Consider the following 24,242-nt stretch of genomic DNA (forward strand, 5'->3'; position numbering starts at 1 on the left):
CGGGCCGCCGGTGTGGCCGCCGCCCGGGGTGACCAGCCCGGTCTCGTAGGCGAGCACGACGGCCTGCGCGCGGCTGCCGATGTCCAGCTTGGCCATCGTGCGGTTGAGGTGCGTCTTGACCGTGGACTCGCTGATGACCAGGGCCTCGGCGATCTCCGGATTGGAGAGCCCGCCCGCCACCAGACGAAGCACGTCCAGCTCCCGGCCGGTGAGCACATCGAGCGTCTCGGGCGGCGGGCCTGCGGGGTCCGGCTGCGGGGCGTACGCCTCGATCAGGCGGCGGGTGACGCTCGGCGAGAAGAGGGTGTCGCCCTCGGCGACCGCGGCGATGGCCGCCAGCAGCCGCTGCGGCCCGGTGTCCTTGAGCAGGAACCCGCAGGCCCCCGCGCGCAGCGCGGCGTAGACGTACTCGTCCAGGTCGAAGGTGGTCAGCACCAGGATGCGGGGGCGGGGCTCGTCGCTCGCCTCCAGGATGCGCTCGGTGGCGGTGATACCGCTGGTGCCGGGCATCCGGATGTCCATCAGGATGACGTCGGGCCGCTGCTCGGCGGCGAGTTGGACGGCCTCGTCACCGTCGGACGCCTCGCCGACCACCTCCATGTCCGGTGCGGCACGCAGCAGAGCGGCGACGCCCGCCCTGATGAGCACCTGGTCGTCGACGACGAGCACCCTGATCGTCACCGTGTGTGTCCCCTCCTGGCCGTCAGGCGGGGAGGATCAGCCGTACCTCGAATCCACCGCTCGCCCGTGGCCCGGCATGCAGCCGGCCCCCGTAGATCCTTGCGCGCTCCCGCATCCCAATCAAGCCGTGCCCGCCCGGGGGCGGGGAGCCGGTTCCCGGCGGGACCGGAAGCCCCCGGCCCGTGCCGCCCGCGCCATGGCCCGCGCGCCCGGTACGGTCCCCTTTCGCGCCACCGCGCGTACGGCCACCGGTGGGGCTCCGGTACCGGCCGTGGTGTGCGCCGCCGTCGTCGGTGACCGTCACCGTCAACTCCCGCGACTCATAGGTGACGGTGACGGCGGCCTGCGCCGGGTAGGCGTGCTTGAGCACGTTGGTGAGCGCTTCCTGGACGACGCGGTAGGCACACTGCCCCGCGCCGGGCGCCAGGGGGCGCGGCTCGCCGACGACGGTGAACTGCACGGGGATGCCTGCGCCGCGTACCCGGTCGGCGAGTTCAGGGAGCTGGTCGAGACCGGGCGCCGGGCCGAACTCCGCCTGGTCGTCGGTGCCCTGGACGAGCCGCGGGCCGCCGTCCCCCGGGCGGTCCCCGCCCTCCACACGCAGCACGGCCAGCAGGCGGCGCAGTTCGGCCAGCGCCTCTGTCGAGGTGTCGGCGATGGTGCCCAGCGCGCCGCGCGCGGTCTGCGGGTCCGTGTCGAAGACATAGCCCGCCAGCCCCGCCTGCACGGATATCACCGACATGTGGTGTGCCACCACGTCGTGCAGTTCGCGGGCGATACGGACCCGCTCCTCGGCGACAGCACGCCGTTCGGCACCCGCCCGTTCACGGCGCAACTGGCCGGTCAGCCGGGCCAGTTCGATGTTGCGCTGCGCCGACTTGCGCGCCAGATGGCCGAAGCCGCAGATGACGCTGGTGTAGAGCACGCTCTGGCCGAGCACGGTGGCCCAGGAGCTCTCCTGGCCTGTCGTCCCCGCGAAGTTCCATACCGCCGCCAGCAGCAGCGCGCACAGCGCCGCCTCGCGCAGCGGACGCATCGAGGCGACCGTGTAGAGGGCGAGGAGCGGGCCGAGGGTGTTGACGACAGGCCAGTAGTCGAGCGCCACGTACACGGTCCAGACGGCCAGTACCACCAGGCACAGCGTGAACGGGATACGGCGGCGGGCGACCAGCGGCAGGTTCACCGCACAGGTCAGCGCCACGCCCGTGGCGTCGAGCCCCGACCAGCCCGCCGGGACCCGGTCGTTGCCCAGTAGCAGGCTGACCGTCGTGATGGCGAGCGTTATGGCGCTGTCGTACGCCACGGCCGGCACGCGCTCGGCCCACTGGCGCAGTCGGGTCCAGGCCGTCGTGCTCCGCATCGTCGCAGCGTAACGATCCACCCGCGGCGCCCTCATCCACCGGACGCGCTGTGTGGAGCACCCGCTGCCTACCGCACTGGTACGAGGGCGGTCATCGAGTACCGCAGAAGGACAGCTTCCACTTACCGCCGTACGGTGACGACCAGCCGACCCAGGGCGCGTACCTTCAAGTATCGGGAAGAGCGCCACGCCCCGAGGGGACGGGGGCGGGTCACGGAACGGGGGAACCGTGGCCGCTGAGCAGCCTCAGGGCGTGGTGCTGTTCGTCGCCGAGTGGCCGCTGAGCATCAGCACGACTGTGACGACCAACAGCAGCAGTGCGACAACCGCGATGACGATGGTCAGGGCGCGGCCGAGCCCTCGGCGCCGCCACTCCTCGCGTAGCCGCATGAACCCCATCTCCCCTGCGGGTCTCCGAGCCGCCGATCGCACACGAGTACCTCAAACCCGCGTTCTCGAAGCACTGTAGTGCGATCGGACAGCGCGGAAGGGGGAGATCACTCAGGCACGACACGGAAGTGGGTCGTCAGCCTGCCCTCGTCGTCGTATACATGGAAGGCGATCGCCGGCGGCAGCTCGTAGTCGATCGGGCCGCCCTCCTCGCCCTCCCAGGGCATCTTCAGGGTGGAGACCACGCCGGGCGCCGCGACCAGCGGCAGCCCCGCGAAGGTGGTGACGGCCGGGGTGTGGCTGTGCCCGCACAACAGACCCGCCACATTGCCGTGCCTGCCGACCACCTCTGCCAGCCGCTCCTCGCCGAACTGCCGGATCGGGTCGACGTACTGTCCGTGCAGCGCGAGCGGCGGGTGGTGGAAGCAGACGAAGGCGGGCTTGTCGTCCGGCGCTCCGGCCAGCGCCTGGTCGAGCCAGGTGAGGGTGGCGTCGTCCAGATGACCGTGCCCCTTGCCGGGCACGCTGGAGTCGCACATCAGGAGGGTGGCGCCCAGCAGCTGGTGCGCCTGGTTGACGGGTGAGACATCGGCCGCGTCCCCGTTCAGCAGTACGGAGCGGTAGGGGCCGCGTGCGTCGTGGTTGCCGGGACAGATCAGTGGCAGCACCCCGTGGTCGGCGAACAGCTTCGCCGCCAGGGTGTATTCGGCCTCCTCGCCGTGGTCGGCGATGTCCCCGGTGAGCAGGACGGCGTCGAGTTCGCCAGGCAGTCCGGCCAGGTAGGCGAGCACGCGTTCGGCGCGCTCGCGGGCACGTGCGCCACCGTCTCCCCTGTCCTGGCCGAGATGGATGTCACTGAACTGCGCAAAGGCGAACATTCGTTGGTCCTCGCTTCGTCGTGTGGCTCAGGCGTGCTCTTCGAGTTCCGCTCGGCGGGGGCTTCCGCCCTGCGGGGGTCCCGCTCAGCGGCGATCCCGCTTGGTGGGTTTCCAGGGCCCGTGGCGGATCACCCCTGGATCGCGGACCACGGTGCTCAGCTCTTCCGGTGGACGGTGCCTTCCGGTCGACGGCGTTCAGCTCTTCCAGAGGACGGCGAAAGCGCGGGCCGGGTTGTCCACGAAGATCCGCCGCGCCGCCTCATCCCCCAGCTCCCTGGTGACGCGGGGCCGCAGAACACGCGTCACGTACGGCACTCCGGTCTCCGCTCGCGCGGTCGCCGTTACCGTGTCACCGCCCAGCAGCACCCGGCCGCCGTAGCCCCGCTCCAACAGATCGGCGAGGCTGTCGAAAAGGCGCCAGTCAGTCGCGTGATGGGTGCGCGAAGGACCGTCGAAAACCAGCCACGCACCCGACTGCGCCGCCTCGCGCTGCATCCGCACATCCGGGCAGCGCCCCAGATGCCCCAGCAGCACGCTGGAGGGCGGTACTTCGTGCTCGTCGCACAGGAACGCCAGGACCTCCGCCGCGCCGGTGCCCAGCTCGAGGTGGACGGCGATCGGCGCACCTGTCGCGTGGTGTGCCTCGGCCGCCGCCGCCATGGTCCGCCGCGCGTGGGCGCCGAGCCCGTGGAAGTCGCCTGCGACCTTGATCAGACCCGCCCGGGGCGACTCACCGCAGACAGCGCCGCGTACGCCCTCGGTCAGCTCTTCGACGAAGAGCCGCGCCGGGTCGGGCGGCAGCTCCCCTGTGTAGTGCTGTGCCTGGTGCAGTCCGGTCGCGGCGACCAGGCGTACGCCGGTGCGCCGGGCCAGCTCCACCAGCGCCCCGGAGTGGCGGCCCATCCCGTGGGGCGTCCACTGCACAAGACTCTGCCCGCCGTGGCCTGCGAACGCCCGCAGCTGCTGCTCGGCGGCTTCGGAGTCGGCGAGTTCCTGGCCGGGGAGCTGAGGGCTGCGCAGGAACAGATGGTCGTGCGCGTCGCAGACGCCGAGTTCCGCACCGGGTATGTCGCCCTCCACGGTGCGGACGGCCGGGACCGCCTGCTCTTCCCCCTCTTCTCCATGCTTCACGAGGCACCGCGCCCACTGGTCACCGAGGCGTCCAGGAGCCGCAGCAGGCCGTCGGCCGCCTGGTGGAAGGGGCCGGGGTCGTCGGCCGAGCGCGCGAGTACATAGCCGCCCTGGACGACGGCGACGATGGTGGCCGCCGTGGCGGCCGGGTCGAAGCCCGGGCCGAACTCGCCTGCCGCCCGCCCCTCTTCCAGTACCTCCGTCAGTCGGCCGCGCAGCCAGTCGAAGGTCTCCCGCAGCGGGGCGCGCAGCCCGGGGTCCGCGATCACGTCCGGGTCCTGGGCGAGTCCGCCTACCCTGCAGCCACGCAGCACGGCACGTTCGCGGCTCAAATAGGCCCGTACGCGCTCCCGGGCCATCCCCTCGCGCGAGAGGTCGGCGTCGGCTGCCGCGCGCATCTCCTCGGCGCTCTTGCGCACCGCTGCCCGTGCCAGGTCGGGCTTGCCTCCGAAGTGGTGGTACATGCTGCCCTGGCCGACACCCGCGCGCTGCTGGATGGCACGGGGGCTCGTGCCCACGTAGCCGCGCTCCCACAGGAGTTCCTGGGTGGTCTCGATCAGCTTCCGTGCCGTGTCGGTACCGCTCATGGCAGCACTGTACATACTGATAGGTACACAACCCGGTACCACCGTCTCCAAAAACGACCGCGCGACTGCTGCCGCAGGGGGAGGGGGAGCGGCAGCAGTCGCGTTCCGTATCCGCCCGCCTGCCCGGCAGAAGTTTCGGCCGGACAGGCGACAGGCGGTCGGACTCGGAAGTGGCTCTTGAAACGCCGAGAACTCAGAGGACTCAGGGAACTCAGAGGGCGCAGAGGACTCAGAGGTCGAGGCCGGTCAGCACCATGACGCGCTCGTAGGTGTAGTCCTCCATCGCGAACCGCACACCCTCGCGGCCCACACCGGACTCCTTGACGCCGCCGTACGGCATCTGGTCCGCACGGTAGGACGGCACATCGCCGACGACGACACCGCCGACCTCCAGCTCCCGGTGCGCACGGAAGGCAACCTGCACATCGTGGGTGAACAGACCGGCCTGCAACCCGTACTTGGAGTCGTTGACGGCAGCGAACGCCTCCTTCTCGCCGTTCACCTTCACGAACGACATGACCGGGCCGAAGACCTCCTCGCAGCCGATCTGGGTGTCGGCGGGCACGTTCTCCAGCACCGTCGGCTCCACCGTCGCGCCGTCCCGCTTGCCACCCGTGAGCACCTTGGCGCCGGCGGCCACGGCCTCGCCGATCCAGGACTCGACACGGCGCGCGGCGTCCTCGCTCACCAGCGGACCCACATCGGTGGACTCGTCCGAGGGGTCACCGGTCTTCAGCGCCTCGACGGCCGCCACCACCTTGGGCACCAGCCGGTCGTAGACCGAGGCGTCCGCGACCACCCGCTGCACGGAGATGCAGGACTGGCCCGCCTGGTAGTTGGAGAAGGTGGCGATCCGCTGGGCCGCCCAGTCCAGGTCCGCTTCGGAGGAGTAGTCGGCCAGTACGACAGCCGCGCCGTTGCCGCCCAGCTCCAGCGTGACGCGCTTGCGCGGCGCGGAGTCGAGGATGGACCAGCCGACCGGCGCCGAGCCGGTGAAGGAGATGATCGGCAGCCGCTCGTCCTGCACCAGCCCCGGCATCTGGTCGTTCGGCACCGGCAGCACCGACCACGAACCGGCCGGCAGCTCCGTCTCGGCCAGCAGCTCGCCCAGGATCAGCCCGGACAGCGGGGTGGCGGGCGCCGGCTTGAGGATGATCGGGGTGCCGACCGCGAGCGCCGGGGCGACCTTGTGGGCGCACAGGTTCAGCGGGAAGTTGAACGGCGCGATGCCCAGCACCGGGCCGTAGGGGAAGCGCCGGGTGAAGGCGAGCCTGCCCGTGCCGCCCGCGTCCGAGTCGAGCCGCTGGGCCTCGCCCCCGTTGAAGCGGCGGGCCTCCTCGGCAGCCCAGCGGAAGACGGAGATGCAGCGGCCGACCTCACCGCGCGCCCACTTCATGGGCTTGCCGTTCTCCGCCGAGATCAGCTGCGCGATCTCGTCCGTACGCTCCACGAGGCGGCGCGTGATGTGGTCGAGCGCGGCGGCACGGACGTGCGCCGGGGTGGCGGAGAACTCGTCGGCCACCGCGGCCGCGGCGGCCACGGCCTCCTCCACCTGCTCGGAGGTGGGAATGCTGACGGTGCCGACGCGCCTGCCGTCCCAGGGCGAGGTGACATCGAGCGTGCTGTCGCCGGTGGCCTTGCGGCCGGCGAGCCAGAATGCGTGAGGAGAAGTCGCTGTCGTCACTGCGGATCGCCTTCCGGATGCGGGAGAGGGGCTCGGTTCCAGCTCCACGGTAGGGCGTCGAGGCCCACCCGCTTCTTCGCCGGGATGGAGCACTTGGACGGCGCGACACTACGGATTGTCGCTGTACGGCTTGTCCCGGTACGACCGGAGACCCGCGCGATGCCCCCTGTCGGTGCTTTCGTGAGGGCCGACGGTGGCGTCGTAGGCGCCCGCCGCAGTGGGTACGCGGGATGCCCTGAGGCGGTCGGGGCCAACCGGAGGCGAAGGAGGCTTCCGGGACGGGACAGCCGACGCTCAGCCGGTCGCCTTCAAGGCCAGCCACAGCTCCATACGCACGTCAGGGTCGTCGAGGGAGCGGCCCAGGATCTCCTCGACCCGGCGCATGCGGTACCGCAGGGTGTGACGGTGCACACCCAGCTCGGCGGCGGCGGCGTCCCACTGGCCGTGCCGGGACAGCCAGGCACGCAGCGAGGCGACCAGATCACCCCTGCCGTTCGCATCGTGCTCGCGCAGTGAGCGCAGCAGTCCGTCGGCGAAGGCCCGCACCGCGTCGTCGGCCAGCAACGGCAGCACCGAGCCCGCCGCGACATCCTCGTGCTCCACCAGGGGCACACCGCGCCGCCTGGCCACGGACAGCGCCTGGTCGGCCTGCTTGAAGGCGACGGCTGCGGCGGACAGGCCCACGGGCGCGGAGACACCGATCGCCAGCCCCTCCTCGCCGCCCCCACCGGGACGGCGGCCCGGCTGCGCGGCGTCAGCCGTCGCGGCGAACTCCGCGCAGACTGCCACGGCCGCACCGCCGTCCGAGGCGAGCACCACCAGGCGCGCCCCGTCGGGCACCACCAGCACGGCCTCACCGTTGCGCGCCGCCGCGGTCTCGACCGCGTCGGCGAGCTCTTCGAGAGGCCAGACGATCCGGCCCAGCCGCCCGGTGTCGGACGCGTCGGCCTGGGGGCCGCCACCCGCGCCGACCACCACGCCGGAGGCCGCCGGAGCGGTGCCGGAGGTGGCGGGCGACGTGGTGGCGGACACGTGAGCGGTGACGGTGGCGGGCACGGAGGGCGCCGAAGAGGTCCCCGACACTGCGGACGACGCCGAGGACGACGCCGAGCCGTCCCGACCCGCGGCAGCCTGCGACTTCGCCGACTGTGCGGCAGGCTGGGACGCGACGCCTTCGACCGCACCGGCTCTCGCCGCTGCGGGACTGGCCACGGACGACTTCCCTGTGGCGCTCTTCACCGCGCCCGGCTTCCCCGCCGGTTTCGGGACAGCGGCCCTGGCCGGATCGGCAGCGCCGGACACGGCACCGGGCGTACCCGCCGTGGCTGCCAGATCAGTCAGCCCGCACGGCTCGCCCGCACGGGCCAGATAGCCACTGGACACCGGCGAAGGACGCGCCGCTGACGGGGTCGGCACCGCCGGGGCCGACGGCGGCGTGGCGGAGGTGTGGACCGCCGCGATGGACTCCTGCGCGAAGCGCGCCGCCGCAGCCGACGCCGGCTCTGCGACGATCACCCGCATCGGGGCGTCCAGCAGCCCGCCGTAAAGCTGCCCCGCAACGGCGCGCGCGTGCTCGCCCTCGCCGACGAGCAGCATCTTGAGCACAGCCGCACCCAACCGCTGCTCGGCCTCCTGCAGTGCGCGGGACCGCTCCATGGTCAGGGTCAGCAGCGCTATGGCCGAGTTCACCGCGTACCGCTCGGCCGTACCGAGCGGCGCCGCCGTGCCCACGGCCAGCACGGCCTTGGCGCGTCGGCCGCTGCCGATCGACTGGAGCTCGACCCGGTCGTCCCCGCTGTCCGCCTCGCTGACCACCGCGCTGGCGGGCGTGGGACGGTCCCGCAGCCGCTCGGCGTCACCGACGAAACGGGCCGCCCGCCGCACCGCCCAGGCAGGGGCCGTGGCGACGACCGATCCGGAGGCGTCGTACAGCGCGGCCCACCCGTCGACCTGCGAGGCCAGCCGGGCGAGCAGCGCGGAAGGCCCCTCCCGGGAGAGCGCGGCGCGGGTCATCTCGCGCTGTGCGTCGAAACCGGCGGTCACAGCGCGGTACTGCTCGGCGGCGATGTCCGCCGAGACCGCCTTGCTGATCGCGATGAACGGGGTGCGCCTGGGCACCTCGAGCAGCGGGAGATCCGCTTCACGGCAGGCGTCCACGAGGGGCTGTGGCACGCCCTCGTAGTTGACGCCCGCGGCGAAGCCCAGCCCCACCACGCCCTTGCTCACCAGCTTCTCCACGTAGGCGCGCATCGCCTCGGGGTCGGCCGCGTCCAGCTTGAGCCCCGTGAACAGAATGAGCTCCCCGCCGTCCATGTACGGCGTCGGATCGGCGAGCTCACTGGCGTGCGCCCACCGCACGGCGGCATCCAGCCTGTCGTGCCCCGCGAGCACGGAGAGGCGGAGCGCGGAGTTCTGGACGAGCGTGGCAAGAGTCGGTGGCATAACGCACTTCACCGTACAGCCGTCTGACTGTTTTCGGCCCCTCACATATGTGGCCTCGGTTCGGGGCTCCGGCTCCCTCCTGGGCTCACTCCCCCAGTCCCAGGGCTCACTCTCCCAGTTTTGTCAGGATCGGCGGCGTACGCTCCCCCCGCACCGTGGTGACGGAGAGCACCGCGTGCTCCGGCTGCAGCTCATTGGCCAGATCGGAGGCCGACCAGCGCTCCCGCTGCTCACTGCGCACGGTCACCGACTCGGCGGTCACATGCTTGCCGGTCGCCAGCCGCCGCACCGCGTGCAGGACGCGCGTGACGGGCTCGTCCGAGACCAGCTGCCGGTTGGTGACCGTACGCGTCTGCACCCACTCGGTGCCCCACACCTCGGCGAACCGCTCGGCGTCCCACGGGGTCACCCCGGCACACACCATCCGGCACCCCACAGCGCCCAGCAGCGGGCCACGGAGCGGCTCGGGCACATCGTCCAGCGCCCGCAGCGTCAGCAGAACACCCGCGTGCACCGAGCGCAGCCGCTGAAGCCCCCGCAGGGCCTGCGGAGTGACCGTCTGCGCCGCGTCGTCCAGCACCAGACAGGCGAACAGCGACTGATCACCGCGCGCCACCGCACACTCCGTGAACTGCGCCAGAACCAGCCGCGCCAGGATGCGCGACGCCTCCGCGTGCGCCCGCTCCGGAAGGTCGATCCGGACCCGCAGCGGATGCTCCAGCGCCCGCAGCGAGAACGGACGCCGCCCCTCGGCCCTGGGGCTGCCCTCCGGCAGGAAGAAGTCGGCGAAAGCCGGCCTGTCCAGCAACGCGATCCGGTCCGCCAGCAGCGCGGCGATGTCCCCGGCCCGTCCGGACTGGCGCTCGAACGCGTCCAGCTCGCGAAGCTGCCCCTGTTGCCCGTCGGCGCGCAGCGCTTCCCGCAGCGCGTCGAGGGCGCCGGGAGCACCGTCCAGCAGCTCACGCAGCTCCGGAACGGCGGGAAACCGCCCGTGCACCGCCGCGAACGGCCCGATGAGCTGGGCCAACGTCGTGGCGGCGCGCCGACTGTCACCCCCCGGCAGCGCGGCCACCAGATCCCCGACCAGCGCCTCGGCGAGCATCCCCGCCGCCTCGTCCGGATCGGTCGTACCGCCGTAGAGATCGAGATCGTGCGTGGAGCCCGCGTGGCCCAGCCGCAGGACGAGGTCGAACGAGTCGTCGGGCACGAAATGCGACCCCGCGGGGCTCACCGCGATCACGGCCGCCTGCCCCGCCAGCGCCTGCAGACACAGCGACTCCACCACCGGGCGGGCCAGCTTGCTCGTCTTCCCCGTACCGGGCGGCCCCACCGCGAGCGCCGACGTGCCCAGCAACGACGGGTCCAGCGCGATGCCCGCGCCCCGGTAGTCGTGCGGGTTCCGGTCGGAGTCGGCCGCCCGCCCGATCCGCACCTGGCGCAGCGACAGATCGTGCCGGGCAGCCCGCACCGGAAGATCCCGGGCACCCGACGGATGCCCACACGCCCCCGCGCCCTGCTGCACGACGTTCTCCACGAAGGTGCCCAGCCGCTGCGGCCTGGCCCGCACGGTCTGCCAGGCCCGCTCGATACGCGCATGGTCGACGTCGGACATCCTCCCCGCCCGCAGGTCCTCAGCCAGCCGCTCGGCCGCCTCGCTCGCACCTCCGGCCCGCAGGTCGGGCCACTGGACGGGGTCGAGGTGCGCGGGAGGGGCCGGGGCCTGCGACGGCCCCGCGGCCGGCACCTCGTCCGGTACGAACCCGCCCGACTGCCGGCCTCCCTCGCCCTTCATCCGCGCCCAGACGCGGCGAGCGAGCTCGTCCCAGCGGCCGATGCGGCCGAAGAAGAAGGCGAGGCCAAAAAGGAGCGCGCCGCTGTACAGCCATGTCGACCAGACGAACAGAATCTGGTTACCGTCTTCCTCCCGCCACGACTCAGGGGTAAGGGCGAGGAGAGGCCATTTCCAGTAGCTGCCCAGATACCCGTTCCACAACAACGACCACAGCAGCCACCCCATCAGGAACGAGATGATCGCGCCGCTGACGAGCTGGCGGGCCGGGATGCGGTCGGGGTCTTCCGGGGGGCGCGGGGTGTAGCCGCAGCGCCAGATACCGGGGGCCGCCTCCGGGCGGGGCAGCCGCAGCCAGTCGGCCAGCGGAGGGCCTGCCTGGGGCGCGCTCGGAGGCATGGGTGGCGGTCCCGCCGCGCCCGCTTCGACACCGCGAGCGGCGGGAACGGTGGCGCCTCCCGTGGGTGGATCAACGGTGGGTGGGGCAACGGGGGGCGGCGGTGAGGGCGTGGGCGGCGCCGGGGGCGGCCCGGTGGGGGCGGGGGCAGTGTGGTGAGTGCTGCCTGTGCCCTGCTTCCGGTGGGGAAGCCCCATGTCCATGTGCTGCCTCAGCTCCCTGACGCCCCGACGCGTCGGCTCTCGCGGGCCGACGCCCTCCTGCACCCAATCTAGCGGCCGACCACGTCAGTTGGCCCGTGGCAGCGTCCCGCCCGTCGGGACGGTGCGGCCGCAGCCCCCGAAAGGCGCGGAAATGGACGTGATCATGCACCGGCCGTTCCGGGCTCACCAGCCCGAAGCGATCGCCCCTATGTCCGTGGTGGCCAACAAACCGCCCGTACTTCTCCGGAGCGGTGCATGTGTCGGCCGCGCGCGTGCCCCTAGCCTGCGAAGTGCCAGACCCCCGTTCCTCCCGAGGAGTGCGCTATGACCGGAAAGACGGAACTGTCCGGAGGGCCTGCCCTCCCCCAGGAGCGGCGTGTCGTCACCGCCGTCCCCGGGCCCAAGTCGCAGGAGCTGATGGCCCGCAAGCAGGCATCGGTGGCCAACGGCATCGGGACGGTGCTGCCGGTCTTCGCACGGCGGGCCGGCGGCGGCGTCCTGGAGGACGTGGACGGCAACTCGTTCATCGACTTCGGCTCCGGCATCGCCGTGACCTCAGTCGGCAACAGCGCCGAGGCAGTGGTACGCCGGGCGACGGAGCAGCTCAACGACTTCACCCACACATGTGCGATGGTCGTGCCGTACGAGCCGTACGTGCAGGTCTGCGAGGAGCTGGCCAAGGTCACGCCGGGTGACCACGAGAAGAAGAGCGCGCTGTTCAACTCGGGCGCCGAGGCGGTGGAGAACGCCGTCAAGATCGCCCGTACGCACACCGGCCGGCAGGCCGTCGTCGTCTTCGACCACGGCTACCACGGCCGCACCAACCTGACGATGGCGCTCACGTCCAAGAACATGCCGTACAAGCACGGCTTCGGCCCGTTCGCGCCCGAGGTCTACCGCGTTCCGGTCGCCTACCCCTACCGCTGGCTGACCGGCCCGGAGAACTGCGCCGAGGAGGCGGCGGCCCAGGCGATCGACCAGATCACCAAGCAGATCGGCCCGGACAACGTCGCGGCCATCATCATCGAACCGGTGCTGGGCGAGGGCGGCTTCATCGTCCCGGCCAAGGGCTTCCTGCCCCGCATCCAGCAGTTCGCGCGGGACAACGGGATCGTCTTCGTGGCGGACGAGATCCAGTCCGGCTTCTGCCGTACGGGCCAGTGGTTCGCCTGCGAGGACGAGGGTCTCGTCCCGGACCTGATCACCACGGCGAAGGGCATCGCGGGCGGTCTGCCGCTCGCCGCTGTCACCGGCCGTGCCGACATCATGGACTCCGCGCACAGCGGTGGCCTGGGCGGCACCTACGGCGGCAACCCGGTGGCCTGCGCCGCGGCGCTCGGCTCCATCGAGACGATGCGCGAGCTGGACCTGCCCGCCAAGGCCCGGCGCATCGAGGAGATCATGAAGCCGCGACTGGAGAAGCTGGCGGAGAAGTCCGACATCATCGGCGATGTCCGCGGCCGGGGCGCCATGCTCGCCATCGAACTGGTGAAGCCGGGCGGCAAGGAGCCCAACCCGGAGGCCACCGCCGCGCTGGCCAAGGCGTGCCACCAGCAGGGCCTGCTGGTGCTGACGACGGGCACCTACGGCAACGTGGTGCGTTTCCTGCCGCCGCTGGTCATCGGTGAGGACCTGCTGAACGAGGGCCTGGACGTCCTGGAGGACGCGATCACCGGCCTGTGAGGCCCTGCCCGTGCGGCCCTCGCCTCCCTGACCTCCGTTCCGGTCCGGTCCATCGGTCCGGTCCGGTCCATCGGTCCAGTCCGGTCCATCGGTCCAGTCCGATCCGGTCCAGTCCGTCCGATCCGGTCCGACCGCCACGCGGTCCGAGTGCGGTCCAAGTGCGGGCGCTCAGGCGCCCGCACTTTCGCGTTCCGCCGCCTGTGCCGCCCTGTACCGTGGGGCGGCACAGGCGGCGCTCATGTGCGCGGTGACCAGCAGGGGAGCGGTACCGGTGAAGAATGTGTGCGGGGCCGATGTCCGGTGCGTAATGCGCCTGTCGGGCCCTGCCCCGCTGCCGTACGGTTTCAGGAGTCGCCGGGAGGCACGGAGGGCCACCTCCGGCCTCTTGGCCCGAGCCGGTCTCTCCCCAAGACAGGCCCGGCCGTGCCCTCGCGCACGTTCCTCACCGATCGGATAGCCGCTTGTCCCACACCCCCCGGGACCGGCGGGAACCCGGTCGACACGGCCGCCCCGGAACTGTCCCCCCGGTTCCCGGGCGGCCGGCCACGTTCCCGGCCCGTTCCGCCGCACCCACCCCACGACGCCCTGCCCCACGCGCAAGAGCCTGGGCCGCCACTCTTTGCTCCCTATGCGCCCTGGTCCTGTTTGTGGGCACCTGGCAGGTCCTCACACACGGACCGCTGGTCCGTGGGGACGAGGATCTGGGCGCTGCCATGCGCCGTACGGCACCGTCCCGTGCCCTCGCCGAGGTGCTGGCGGACGCGGGCAACATGGAGGTGGCGCTGCCGCTGCTCGCCGTCGCGATGGCGCTGTCGCTGCTGCGCTCGCGGGGTCGCACCTGGCCGCCGGTCCTGTGCTGCGCGGTCGCGGTGGGGCTGATGGCACCGCTGGTGGCGGGTGTGAAGGCATGGACGGACCGTACGGGCCCGTTGGGCGGCGGGGGCTTCTACCCGTCAGGGCACGCCGCCACGGCGGCGGTGGCCCTCGGTGGCGCGCTGCTCCTGCTGTCCCCGGCTCTGCCCCGCGCGGCCCGAGCGCCGGCGTGGACGCTCATAGCCGCGCTCGTGGTCGGCAATGGGCTGGGGCTGGTGTGGCGCGGCTACCACTGGCCGCTGGATGTGGTGGCCGGCTGGTGTCTCAGCGTGCTGCTGCTGTACGTGGCAGCCGCGACCGCCCGCCGGGCTCGGAAGCGGACAACGGCACACCGGTGACAGGCAGCTGGCAGACGCAGGCCGGTGAGGACCGCTCAGCTGTCGAAGCCCAGGCCCACCTTGTCCATGGTCTTCAGCCACAGGTTGCGGCGTCCGGCCTGGGCGTCGGAGCGGGCCAGCGACCACTGGGTGAGGCCGATTCCGGCCCATCGCACCGGCTCCGGGGGGAACGGCAGCGGCTTCTTGCGCACCATCTCCAGCTCGGTGCGCTCCGTCCGCTCCCCCGCGAGCAGGTCGAGCATCACCTCGGCGCCGAAGCGGGTGGCGCCGACACCGAGCCCGGTGAAGCCGGCCGCGTAGCTGACGCGACCGTCCATCGCGGTGCCGAAGAAGGGGGAGAAGCGCGAGCAGGTGTCGATGGCGCCGCCCCAGCTGTGGGTGAAGCGGATGCCCTCCAGCTGTGGGAAGCAGCGGAAGAAGTGCCGGGCGAGCTTGGCGAAGGTCTCGGGGCGCTGGTGGAAGTCGCGGGAGATGCGGCTGCCGTAGTGGTAGAGGACGTCGTAGCCGCCCCACAGGATGCGGTTGTCCGTGGTGATGCGGAAGTAGTGGAAGTGGTTGGCGCTGTCGCTGAGGCCCTGGCGGTTGTGCCAGCGGATCGCCGCCCGCTGCTCCTCGCTGAGCGGCTCGGTCATCAGCGCGTAGTCGTAGACGGGGACGATGTAGGGCCGCACCCGGCGCAGCAGGGAGGGGAAGGCGTTGGTGCCGAGTGCGACCTGCCTGGCGCGTACCCGGCCGTACGGGGTCGTCACCCCGATCCCCGCGTCATGGGCGCCCAGCCGGGTGGCCGGGCTGTGCTCGTGGAAGCGGACGCCGGCCCGTTCGCAGGCGCGCTTGAGGCCCCAGGCGAGGCGGGCCGGGTTGACCATGGCCACGCCCGTACGGTCCCAGAGGCCGGCGAGGAAGGTCGGCGACTCGGCCTCGGCGCGCACCGCGTCGCGGTCCAGCAGCGTCAGCCCCTCCCCCACCCCCAGGGCGCGTGCTTCCCGCTCCCACTCCTCCAGTTCGGCCACCTGGTGGGGCTCGGTGGCGACGGCGATTTCGCCGGTGCGCTCGAAGTCGCAGTCGATGCCGTAGCGGGCGACGGTTTCCTCGATGGCGTCGAGGTTGCGCGCTCCCAGCCGCTCCAGCTCCGCGATCTCGCCCGGCCAGCGGGCGAGTCCGTTGCCGAAGCCGTGGGTGAGGGAGGCCGCGCAGAAGCCACCGTTGCGCCCTGAGGCGGCCCAGCCGACCTCCTCGCCCTCGATGAGCACCACGTCGCGGTCGGGGTCGCGCTCCTTGGCCAGCAGCGCGGTCCACAGTCCGCTGTAGCCGCCGCCTACGACCAGAAGGTCGCACTCCTCGTCACCGACGAGAGCCGGTCGGGGGGCGGGTCGGTGGTCGGGGTCGTCCAGCCAGAACGGAGTGGGCTGGGCGTCGGCGAGAGAGCGGAGGGCAGCCTGGGAAGCCACGGCATCGCTCACGGTTATCGACTCCTCGTGGTACTGCTCACGGTCATCGGCTCCTGTTTTCGTTCTTCTCTGGTCCTGCGGGCTTCACGGTTGGCGGCCTGACAGGTTTGGAGGGCTTGGCGGTATGCGGACGGATCCGCAGCGGTCAGACCCTCTTGCGACGGTTGGCCGCTATCTGGCCTCCCAGGACGATGACGAGCGCCAGCACGAACATCGCCGAGCCGATCACGTTGACCTGTACGGGAACACCGCGCTGGGCCGCGCCCCAGACGAACATCGGGAAGGTCACCGTCGAGGGCCCCGCGTTGAACTGGGTGATGATGAAGTCGTCGAACGACAGGGCGAAGCTGAGCATTGCGCCGGCGGCGATACCGGGCGCGGCGAGCGGCAGCGTGACCCGGCAGAAGGTCTGGAAGGGCCCGGCGTACAGGTCGCGTGCGGCCTCTTCGAGACGGGGGTCCATGCTCATCACCCGCGCTTTGACGGCGACGACCACAAAGCTCAGGCAGAACATGACGTGCGCGATCAGGATCGTCACAAACCCGAACTGGACGCGGGTGTTGAGGAAGAGGGTGCCCAGCGAGGCGCCCATCACGACCTCGGGCATGGCCATCGGAAGGAAGATCAGCGCGTTGGTGGTGCTTTTGCCCCGGAAGCGGTAGCGGGCCAGTGCGAAGGCCGCGAAGGTCCCGAACGCCGTGGCGATCAGCGTGGCCAGTACCGCGATTCGCAGGCTGAGCCCGAGCGAACTGCACATGTTGGCGACGCCGCAGGGGTCCGTCCAGGCGTCGGTCGAGAAGGTGCGCCACGCGTAGTTGAAGCGTCCGGCAGGCTTGTTGAAGGAGAACGCCAGTACGACCAGGTTGGGCACCAGCAGATACGCAAGCGCCGCGGATCCCACCAGCACGACGGCGTTCCTGCGCAGCCAGCGCACCGGTGCGGCCAGCACGTGGGAGCCGGCACGGGGTGAGGTTGGGGCGGTGGTGGACATCAGACCAGCTCCTCCGTTCCGGCCTTGCGCATATAGACGCTGACCATGAGCAGAATGAGCGCCATCAGGATGAAGGACATCGCCGCCGCCGTCGGGTAGTCGAGGACGTTGAGGAACTGCTTCTGAATGGCGTTGCCGACCATCTGCTCACTGGGGGAGCCCAGCAGTTGGGCGTTGATGTAGTCGCCGGAAGCCGGGATGAAGGTGAGCAGGGTGCCGGCCACCACGCCGGGCAGCGAGAGCGGGAAGGTCACCTTGCGGAACGTCGTGGACGGCTTGGCGTAGAGGTCGCGGGCCGCTTCGAGGAGCGAGGTGTCGATCCGCTCCAGCGAGCTGTAGAGCGGCAGGATCATGAACGGGAGGAAGTTGTACGTCAGCCCGCACACCACCGCGAGCGGGGTGGCCAGCACGCGGTCGTCGGCGGTCAGCCCCAGCCAGTGGGTCACATCGAGGATGTGCAGGGAGCTGAGGGCGCCCACGACCGGGCCGCCGTCGGACAGGATCGTCTTCCAGGCCAGGGTGCGGATGAGGAAGCTGGTGAAGAACGGCGCGATCACCATGACCAGGACCAGGTTGCGCCAGCGGCCGGCCCGCAGGGCGATCATGTAGGCGAGCGGATAGCCGATGAACAGGCACAGCGCCGTGGCGACGGCCGCGTAGCAGAACGAGCGGACGAAGTGCTCGCCGTAGGTGCCCAGTGCGTCGGTGTAGTTCGAGAACTGCCAGGTGACGCGGAAGCCCTCTTCCAGCGAGCCGCTCTGCACGGAGGTGGACGCCTGGTAGAAGAGGGGAGCGACGAAGAAGACGGCGAGCCAGAGCCCGGCGGGCAGCAGCAGCCAGTAGGGGGTCAGTCCACGGCGCGCCCGGCCGGCACCGGCTTCGGCGACCGCGCCGTCGGGGTCCTTCCCCGCCGGGGGCGCCGCGCCTGCGGATGCGGGACCGGAGGGCGAGGGGGGCGCTACGGCAGTCATATGGCCTCCTCGCCCGCCGCAGCGTCCTGTGCCGCGTCCAGCGCGAAGGTGTGCTCCGGGCGCCAGTGGAGTACGACGTGCGCGCCGGGCGTGAGGCGGCTGTCGCGCGCCACGTTCTGCTCGTAGACGGTGAGCTCGGAGCACGCCGGGGTCTCGATGAGGTACTGCCAGGAGACACCGAGGTAGCTGGCGTCCGTGATCCGCCCGGTGAGCCGGTTGTGGCCCTCGGGAACGCCTGCGGGAACACCTGCGGGAGCGGGAGCGCCTTCCGCGACGCTTTCGGAGGCGGTGTCCGGGCCGTCGGTGTGGGTGAGGGAAATCTTCTCCGGCCGCACGCCGACCAGCACCTTCGCGCCCTCTTCCACGCCTTCGACGGCGCAGCGGGCGGCCGGCAGCCGCAGGGCGGTGTCGTCGCCCACCGTCCGGAGGCGGAGCTCGTCCGACTCCGCGGTGGCTCCGGAGACCACCTGCGCCTCGATCAGGTTGGAGGTCCCCAGGAAGTTGGCCACGAAGGTGGAGCGGGGGTTCTCGTACAGCTCGGCGGGCGGACCCAGTTGCTCGACGCGCCCGCCGTACATCACGGCGACGCTGTCGGCCATGGTCATGGCCTCTTCCTGGTCGTGGGTGACGTGCACGAAGGTGATGCCGACCTCTGTCTGGATGCGCTTGAGCTCCAGCTGCATCTGGCGGCGCAGCTTGAGGTCGAGGGCGCCCAGCGGCTCGTCGAGGAGGAGGACCTGGGGGCGGTTGATCAGCGCGCGGGCCAGTGCGACGCGCTGCTGCTGTCCGCCGGAGAGCTGGCGTGGCTTGCGGCGGGCCATGTCGCCCAGCTGGACGAGGTCGAGCATCTCCGCGACCTGCTTGCTCACGGATTTCACCCCGCGGCGCCGCAGCCCGAAGGCGATGTTCTCCGAGACGTCCAGATGGGGGAAGAGCGCGTAGTTCTGGAAGACGGTGTTGACGGGGCGCTTGTGCGGCGGGAGGTGGGTGATGTCGTCGTCGCCGAGCAGGATGGTGCCGGACGTCGGCTCCTCCAGGCCCGCGATCATGCGCAGGGTGGTGGTCTTGCCGCAGCCCGAGGCGCCCAGCAGGGCGAAGAAGGAGCCCTCGGGGACGGTGAGGTCGAGCGGATGGACGGCGGTGAAGTCGCCGAAGGTCTTGGTTATACCGGAAAGGGTGATGGTCATGGCCGGTCCTCGGGGAGGCGGGCCGGTCCCACAGCTGGAGGGGAGCAGGCCCGGCGGGCAGGGACGCGGGCGGCTCAGGCCCCGATGAGCTTGGAGAACTTCTCCTCGTACCGTGCTTCTTCCTTGGCGCTCATCGGCCGGAAGTTCTTGCCCTTGGCGATCATCTTCTCGTCGGGGAAGATCAGCGGGGCGTCGGCCAGCTCCTTGTCGATCTTCTCCATCTCGGCCTTGGCGCCGGTGACGGGGCAGATGTAGTTGACCCACGCCGCCAGCTCGGCGGCCACCTTGGGCTGGTAGTAGTAGTCGATCAGCGCCTCGGCATTGCTGCGGTGCCGGGCCTTGGCGGGGACGAGGAGGTCGTCCGTACCGAAGAGGTAGCCGCGGTCCGGGACGGCGAACTCCACGTCCGGGTTGTCGAGCTGGAGCTGTACCACGTCACCTGCCCAGGCGAGACAGGCGGCGATGTCGCCGGAGTTGAGCTCGTCCATGTAGTCGTTGCCGCTGAAGCGGCGGAGCTGTTTGCGGTCGACGGCCTTCTGGATGCGGGCGATGGCCGCCTCGAAGTCGTCCTCGGAGAAGCGCTCGGAGTCGACCCCCATGTCGAGCATCGTCAGCCCGATGGTGTCGGTCATCTCCGTCAGCATGGATATCCGGCCCTTGAGGGACTCGTCCTCCAGCAGCTGGGTGACGCTGGTGACCTTCTTCCCCTTGGTGGCCTTCTTGTTGTACGCGACGATGCAGGCGGTACCCGCCCAGGGGTAGCTGTACTGGCGCCCGGGGTCGTGGGCCGCGGCGCGGAAGCGGTCCTCCAGATTGGTGACCGCGTGCGGCAGGTGGGCCGGGTCGAGGCGCTGCGCCCAGCCCTGGCGGATGACCCGCCCCGCCATCCAGTCGGAGAGGCACACCAGGTCACGGCCGGTGTCCTGGCCTGCGGCGAGCTGTGGCTTGATCTTGCCGTAGAACTCGTTGTTGTCGTTGATGTCCTCGACGTACTTGACCTTGATGCCGCTCTCTCGTTCGAAGCGGTCGAGGGTGGGGCGCTTTTTCTTGTTCTTCTCGTCGACGTCGATGTAGAGCGGCCAGTTGGCGAAGTTGAGGACCTTCTCCTCGCGGGAGTGGTCGGGAGTGTCCTCGGGGCCGTCGCCGCCGTTGTTGCCGGCGGCGGGCGGTATGCCACAGGCAGCGAGGGTGGAGCCGGCCGCGGCGAGGGAGGCGGCTTTCAGCAGCCGGCGCCGGGACATCGCGGCGCGGCCACTGGTCAGACCGCGTTCCCACGCCTTGGCGACGGGCTCCGGCAGTCCTTCGTACAGGTCCATGGGGACCGCCTTCCTGGAAGGAGAACGGGGAAGGGGTGTGGGATGTGGGGAGGGCGGGGTGCTGGAGGGTTCGGCGTAGCGGAGAAGGGACGGGAAGCGGCAGGGGAGGCGGCGAAGAGCAGGCGCGGCGGCGGATGCGCTCAGCGGTCCCCGAAGACGGTGCGGTGCCAGTCCTTGCGCACCATGCCCGTCGTCTCCGACATGACGTGCTTGATCTGCGTGTACTCCTCGAAGGAGTAGGCGGACATGTCCTTGCCGTAGCCGGATGCCTTGTATCCGCCGTGCGGCATCTCGCTGATGATCGGGATGTGGTCGTTGAGCCATACGCACCCGGCCTGGAGCTCCCGCGCGGCGCGGCCGGTGCGGAAGACGGAGCGGCTCCAGGCGGAGGCGGCGAGTCCGTAGGGGGTGTCGTTGGCCAGGGCGATGCCCTCGTCGTCGGTGTCGAAGGGGAGGACGACGAGCACGGGGCCGAAGATCTCCCGCTGGACCACCTCGCTGTCCTGCGGCGCTCCGGTGATCAGGGTCGGCCGGTAGTAGGCGCCCTTGGCAAGTTCGCCGCTGGGGGCCTCGCCGCCGGTGACGACGGTGGCGTAGGAGCGGGCCCGGTCCACGAAGCCGGCCACCCGGTCGCGCTGGGCGTGCGAGATCAGCGGCCCCAGGTCCGTCCGAGCGTCGAACGGGTCGCCGACGCGAACCTGGTTCATCAGGTCGGCGACGGCGGCGACGAACGCGTCGTAGAGCGGGCGCTGGACATAGGCGCGGGTCGCCGCTGTGCAGTCCTGGCCGGTGTTGATCAGTGCGCCCGCGACCGCGCCGTGTGCCGCGGCATCGAGGTCGGCGTCGTCGAACACCAGGAACGGTGCCTTGCCGCCGAGTTCGAGGTGGAGGCGCTTGGCGGCGCGGGACGCCGTGGTGGCGATCTCGGCCACCCGCCTGCCGACGGCTGTGGAGCCGGTGAACGAGGTCATGGCGACGCCTGGGTGTGCGACGAGCGCCTCGCCCGCGTCCCGGCCCGCGCCCGTCACGATGTTGACGACCCCGGCCGGGATGCCCGCCTCGTGCGCGGCCTGCGCGAACATCAGCGAGGTGAGGGGGGTGAGTTCGGAGGGCTTGAGGACGATGGTGTTGCCTGCCGCCACGGCCGGGAGGATCTTCCAGGCAGCCATCTGGAGCGGGTAGTTCCAGGGGGCGATGGAGCCGATGACGCCCAGCGGTTCGCGGCGGATCGAGGAGGTGTGCTCGCCGCTGTACTCGGCCGCAGCCGTGCCGGTGAGGTGACGGGCGGCGCCCGCGAAGTAGGAGACGTTGTCGAAGGAGCCGGGGACGTCGAACTCGGCGGACAGCTTCACCGGCTTGCCGCACTGGAGGGACTCGGCGTATACGAACTCGTCCGTCAGCTCGCCCAGGCGTGCCGCCCATCGGTGCATGGCCTCGGAGCGTTCGGCCGGGGTGGCGCCCGCCCACTCGGGGAGCGCTTCCCCGGCCGCGCGGACGGCGGCGTCGACGTCGTCGGGGCTCGCCAGTTCGAAGGTGTAGAGCTCTTCGCCGGTCGCCGGGTCCACCACCCCGTGCGAACGGCCCGACGTGCCGGAACCGAGCCTTCCCGCGACGTACTGGGCGCCCGCGGCGAACCGTTCGGACACATCGAAGCGCTGGACCATCGGGACTCCTGACCACTGTGGCGTACGGCCTCTCCGGTGGCCCGAGAGCACGGCTCATCTGACACGGCACCGTTGCCCGGACCACTGTTGACAGCCGATCCTGGCAGGGGTTCGACCATCCAACAAGGGATTCCGTAGTTATCTTTTGATTACGCCACGGAATCGATACTCCGGTGCACCTTTCACCGCGCGATGGGAAGGCCCGCTGCGGCTCCGTGACGACGCCGGGCGACAGGGCCGCGCACTTGCCCAAGGACAGCCGAAGGGCGGCCCCTCCCGCACCCGCGGGAGAAGCCGCCCTGCCACAACCCTCCTGCGCCGCGCCCGCGTTGGACTGGCGCGGACGTTCAGCGCCTGAGCACCAGTGCGGCGTGCGAGCCGCGCGCGTCGTACGAGTCGCCGCTGCCGCCGCCCGATCCGCCCTCGGAGTCGTCCGACCAGACCGTCAGGCTGAGGATCAGCAGCACGCTGACCACGACCGAGAGCACGAGCCCGACGATCCCGAGGATGAATCCCGCCGTGGCCTGCCCGCTGCCGCCCAGCTCCCCCCGCTCCACGCCGCGCCGGGCGCTGACGCCCAGCACCAGTGCGACGACCGATGAGAAGACAGCGAGGAAGCTGCCCCAGCAGGTGACGACCAGCACCACGCTGGCGATGCCGACCACCATGGCCGCGACCGATTTGCCGACCGGAGGCGGCGGACCCTGCCAGCCGTAGCCGTACCCGTACGGTGCGTACCCCCCGGCGCCGTGACCTCCATAGCCGGCCTGTCCCCCGTATCCCACCTGCCAGCCGTAGCCCGCGTACCCGCCGGCCGTTCCATGGCCGCCCGGTCCGCCGCCGTATCCGCTCTGCGCCTCCTGGGCCCCCGCTGCGGCAGCGCCGCCCTGCGGGCCGTACATGGGTGGTGCCTGTGCGCCGTAGGGCCGGCCGGGGCCGTCCGGCGCGGGCGGTATCGGAGGAGGCTTCTCGTCCCCCTGACCGCCGCCGTGTCCGCCGCTCGTCCCCCCACTCGCCTGCCCGGGCGCTCCGGCAGGCGGCAGATGCCCTGCCCCCTTGTCCATCGCGTCCCTCTCCTCTCCTCCCGTTCCCTGTCCTTCATGCTATGTCGCATCTCGGACACCGCTCCGCGCCGCGGCCGCCTACGATGATCCGGACCCGCAACTCAGCCGGAGGCCCCTCTTGTCCCATCCTTCCCATCTGGCCGCCTTCATCGCCGGGCTGCCCAAGGCCGAGCTGCACGTGCACCACGTCGGCTCCGCCTCGCCGCGGATCGTGGCCGAACTCGCGGCCCGCCACCCCGAGGCCGGTGTCCCGGCGGACGCCGACGCCCTCTCCGAGTACTTCACCTTCACCGACTTCGCGCACTTCATCCAGGTCTATCTGTCGGTCGTCGACCTGATCAGGGACGCTGAGGACGTGCGCTTGCTGACATACGAGATCGCCCGCGACATGGCGCGGCAGTCGATCCGCTACGCGGAGCTGACCGTCACCCCGTACAGCTCTGTGAGCCGGGGCATCCCGGACGGCGCCTTCCTGGATGCCATCGAGGACGCCCGCCGCGCTGCCGAGCGGGAGCTGGGTGTGGTGCTGCGCTGGACATTCGACATTCCCGGCGAGGCGGGGCTGGAGGCGGCGGAGGAGACCACGCGGATCGCCACCGAGATGGCACCCGACGGGCTGGTCTCCTTCGGGCTCGGCGGGCCGGAGATCGGCGTGCCGAGGCCGCAGTTCAAGCCCTACTTCGACCGCGCGCTGGCCACCGGGCTGCACAGCGTCCCGCACGCCGGCGAGACCACCGGTCCTGGCACCATCTGGGACGCGCTGACCTCGCTGCGCGCCGAGCGCATCGGCCACGGCACCAGCGCCGTCCAGGACCCCAGGCTGCTGGAACACCTGGCCGAGCGCGGCATTCCGCTGGAGGTCTGCCCCACCTCGAACATCGCCACCCGTGCCGTGGAGGCGTTGGAGAGCCACCCCATCGCAGAGATGGCCAAGGCCGGGGTCCTGGTGACCGTCAACAGCGACGACCCGCCGATGTTCGGCACCGACCTGAACACCGAGTACGGCATCGCCGCGCGGCTGCTGGGTCTGGACGCGCCCGGCATCGCCACGCTCGCCAGGAACGCGGTGAAGGTGTCGTTCCTGGACGACGCGGGCAAGGCCCGGCTGTGCGAGGAGATCGACAGCTACCTGGCGACCTGGCAGCGCACGAGGTGACGGAGGGCG

19 protein-coding genes are annotated in these 24,242 nt (G+C 71.3%); 3 read left to right on the forward strand and 16 right to left on the reverse strand.

The window, feature by feature from the left end; translation table 11 throughout:
- From JW592_RS26200 to JW592_RS26240, 9 genes are all read right to left on the reverse strand, one after another.
- Positions 1-669, reverse strand: a 669-nt coding sequence (locus JW592_RS26200; protein WP_307805559.1) for a response regulator, incomplete at its 3' end; no start/stop codon positions are given.
- Between the two features lie 34 nt (positions 670-703).
- Entirely contained in the window at positions 704-2,041 is a 1,338-nt protein-coding gene (locus tag JW592_RS26205) for a sensor histidine kinase (RefSeq protein ID WP_229376893.1), read from the reverse strand.
- Positions 2,042-2,287: 246 nt separating this feature from the next.
- Positions 2,288-2,431: a hypothetical protein gene (locus JW592_RS26210; RefSeq protein ID WP_209267717.1), complete on the reverse strand. Its 144-nt coding sequence runs from the start codon at positions 2,429-2,431 to the stop codon at positions 2,288-2,290.
- 107 nt (positions 2,432-2,538) lie between these two features.
- Positions 2,539-3,309: a metallophosphoesterase gene (locus JW592_RS26215; RefSeq protein ID WP_209267718.1), complete on the reverse strand. Its 771-nt coding sequence runs from the start codon at positions 3,307-3,309 to the stop codon at positions 2,539-2,541.
- A gap of 195 nt (positions 3,310-3,504) precedes the next feature.
- Entirely contained in the window at positions 3,505-4,440 is a 936-nt protein-coding gene (locus tag JW592_RS26220) for a phosphotriesterase family protein (protein ID WP_209267719.1), read from the reverse strand.
- Positions 4,437-5,027, reverse strand: coding sequence for a TetR/AcrR family transcriptional regulator (locus JW592_RS26225; RefSeq protein ID WP_372446579.1), 591 nt, complete (start codon positions 5,025-5,027; stop codon positions 4,437-4,439). The genes JW592_RS26220 and JW592_RS26225 overlap by 4 nt, the downstream gene beginning before the upstream one ends.
- 229 nt (positions 5,028-5,256) lie before the next feature.
- Positions 5,257-6,711, reverse strand: coding sequence for an aldehyde dehydrogenase family protein (locus JW592_RS26230; protein WP_209267721.1), 1,455 nt, complete (start codon positions 6,709-6,711; stop codon positions 5,257-5,259).
- A 294-nt stretch (positions 6,712-7,005) separates the two neighbouring features.
- Positions 7,006-9,153: a PucR family transcriptional regulator gene (locus tag JW592_RS26235; protein ID WP_209267722.1), complete on the reverse strand. Its 2,148-nt coding sequence runs from the start codon at positions 9,151-9,153 to the stop codon at positions 7,006-7,008.
- A gap of 106 nt (positions 9,154-9,259) precedes the next feature.
- Complete coding sequence (locus JW592_RS26240; protein ID WP_209267723.1) at positions 9,260-11,542, reverse strand: type IV secretory system conjugative DNA transfer family protein; 2,283 nt, start codon at positions 11,540-11,542, stop codon at positions 9,260-9,262.
- A 324-nt stretch (positions 11,543-11,866) separates the two neighbouring features.
- Here JW592_RS26240 and gabT point away from each other — a divergent pair, with 324 nt between their 5' ends.
- Together gabT and JW592_RS26250 are read left to right on the forward strand one after the other, a co-directional pair.
- Complete coding sequence (gene gabT / locus JW592_RS26245) at positions 11,867-13,225, forward strand: 4-aminobutyrate--2-oxoglutarate transaminase (RefSeq protein WP_209267724.1); 1,359 nt, start codon at positions 11,867-11,869, stop codon at positions 13,223-13,225.
- A 647-nt stretch (positions 13,226-13,872) separates the two neighbouring features.
- Complete coding sequence (locus JW592_RS26250; RefSeq protein WP_307805553.1) at positions 13,873-14,436, forward strand: phosphatase PAP2 family protein; 564 nt, start codon at positions 13,873-13,875, stop codon at positions 14,434-14,436.
- 35 nt (positions 14,437-14,471) lie between these two features.
- On the opposite strand, the gene JW592_RS26255 is transcribed toward JW592_RS26250, so the two are convergent.
- From JW592_RS26255 to JW592_RS26285, 7 genes are all read right to left on the reverse strand, one after another.
- The gene (locus tag JW592_RS26255; protein WP_209267786.1) at positions 14,472-15,902 is read right to left on the reverse strand and encodes an NAD(P)/FAD-dependent oxidoreductase; all 1,431 of its coding nucleotides are present in this window, start codon (positions 15,900-15,902) and stop codon (positions 14,472-14,474) included.
- Between the two features lie 127 nt (positions 15,903-16,029).
- A complete protein-coding gene (locus tag JW592_RS26260; protein WP_229376895.1) occupies positions 16,030-16,875 on the reverse strand; it encodes an ABC transporter permease in 846 nt (281 codons plus the stop codon).
- Complete coding sequence (locus JW592_RS26265) at positions 16,875-17,846, reverse strand: ABC transporter permease (RefSeq protein WP_209267726.1); 972 nt, start codon at positions 17,844-17,846, stop codon at positions 16,875-16,877. The genes JW592_RS26260 and JW592_RS26265 overlap by 1 nt, the downstream gene beginning before the upstream one ends.
- Positions 17,843-19,033, reverse strand: a complete 1,191-nt coding sequence (locus JW592_RS26270; RefSeq protein ID WP_209267727.1) for an ABC transporter ATP-binding protein — start codon at positions 19,031-19,033, stop codon at positions 17,843-17,845. The genes JW592_RS26265 and JW592_RS26270 overlap by 4 nt, the downstream gene beginning before the upstream one ends.
- Before the next feature lie 74 nt (positions 19,034-19,107).
- A complete protein-coding gene (locus JW592_RS26275) occupies positions 19,108-20,349 on the reverse strand; it encodes a polyamine ABC transporter substrate-binding protein (protein WP_209267728.1) in 1,242 nt (413 codons plus the stop codon).
- A gap of 140 nt (positions 20,350-20,489) precedes the next feature.
- Positions 20,490-22,013 carry a gamma-aminobutyraldehyde dehydrogenase gene (locus tag JW592_RS26280; protein ID WP_209267729.1) on the reverse strand — a complete coding sequence of 508 codons (1,524 nt, stop codon included), beginning with the start codon at positions 22,011-22,013 and terminating at the stop codon, positions 20,490-20,492.
- Positions 22,014-22,360: 347 nt separating this feature from the next.
- Positions 22,361-23,077 carry a DUF4190 domain-containing protein gene (locus JW592_RS26285; protein ID WP_209267730.1) on the reverse strand — a complete coding sequence of 239 codons (717 nt, stop codon included), beginning with the start codon at positions 23,075-23,077 and terminating at the stop codon, positions 22,361-22,363.
- Between JW592_RS26285 and JW592_RS26290 the strand changes: the two genes are divergently transcribed.
- On the forward strand, positions 23,076-24,233 hold the full coding sequence (locus JW592_RS26290) for an adenosine deaminase (protein WP_372446580.1): 1,158 nt from the start codon (positions 23,076-23,078) through the stop codon (positions 24,231-24,233). The genes JW592_RS26285 and JW592_RS26290 overlap by 2 nt on opposite strands.
- Positions 24,234-24,242: the final 9 nt, after the last annotated feature.

This window comes from Streptomyces spirodelae (assembly GCF_017676385.1).
In the GTDB taxonomy this organism is placed as follows: Bacteria; Actinomycetota; Actinomycetes; order Streptomycetales; family Streptomycetaceae; genus Streptomyces; species Streptomyces spirodelae.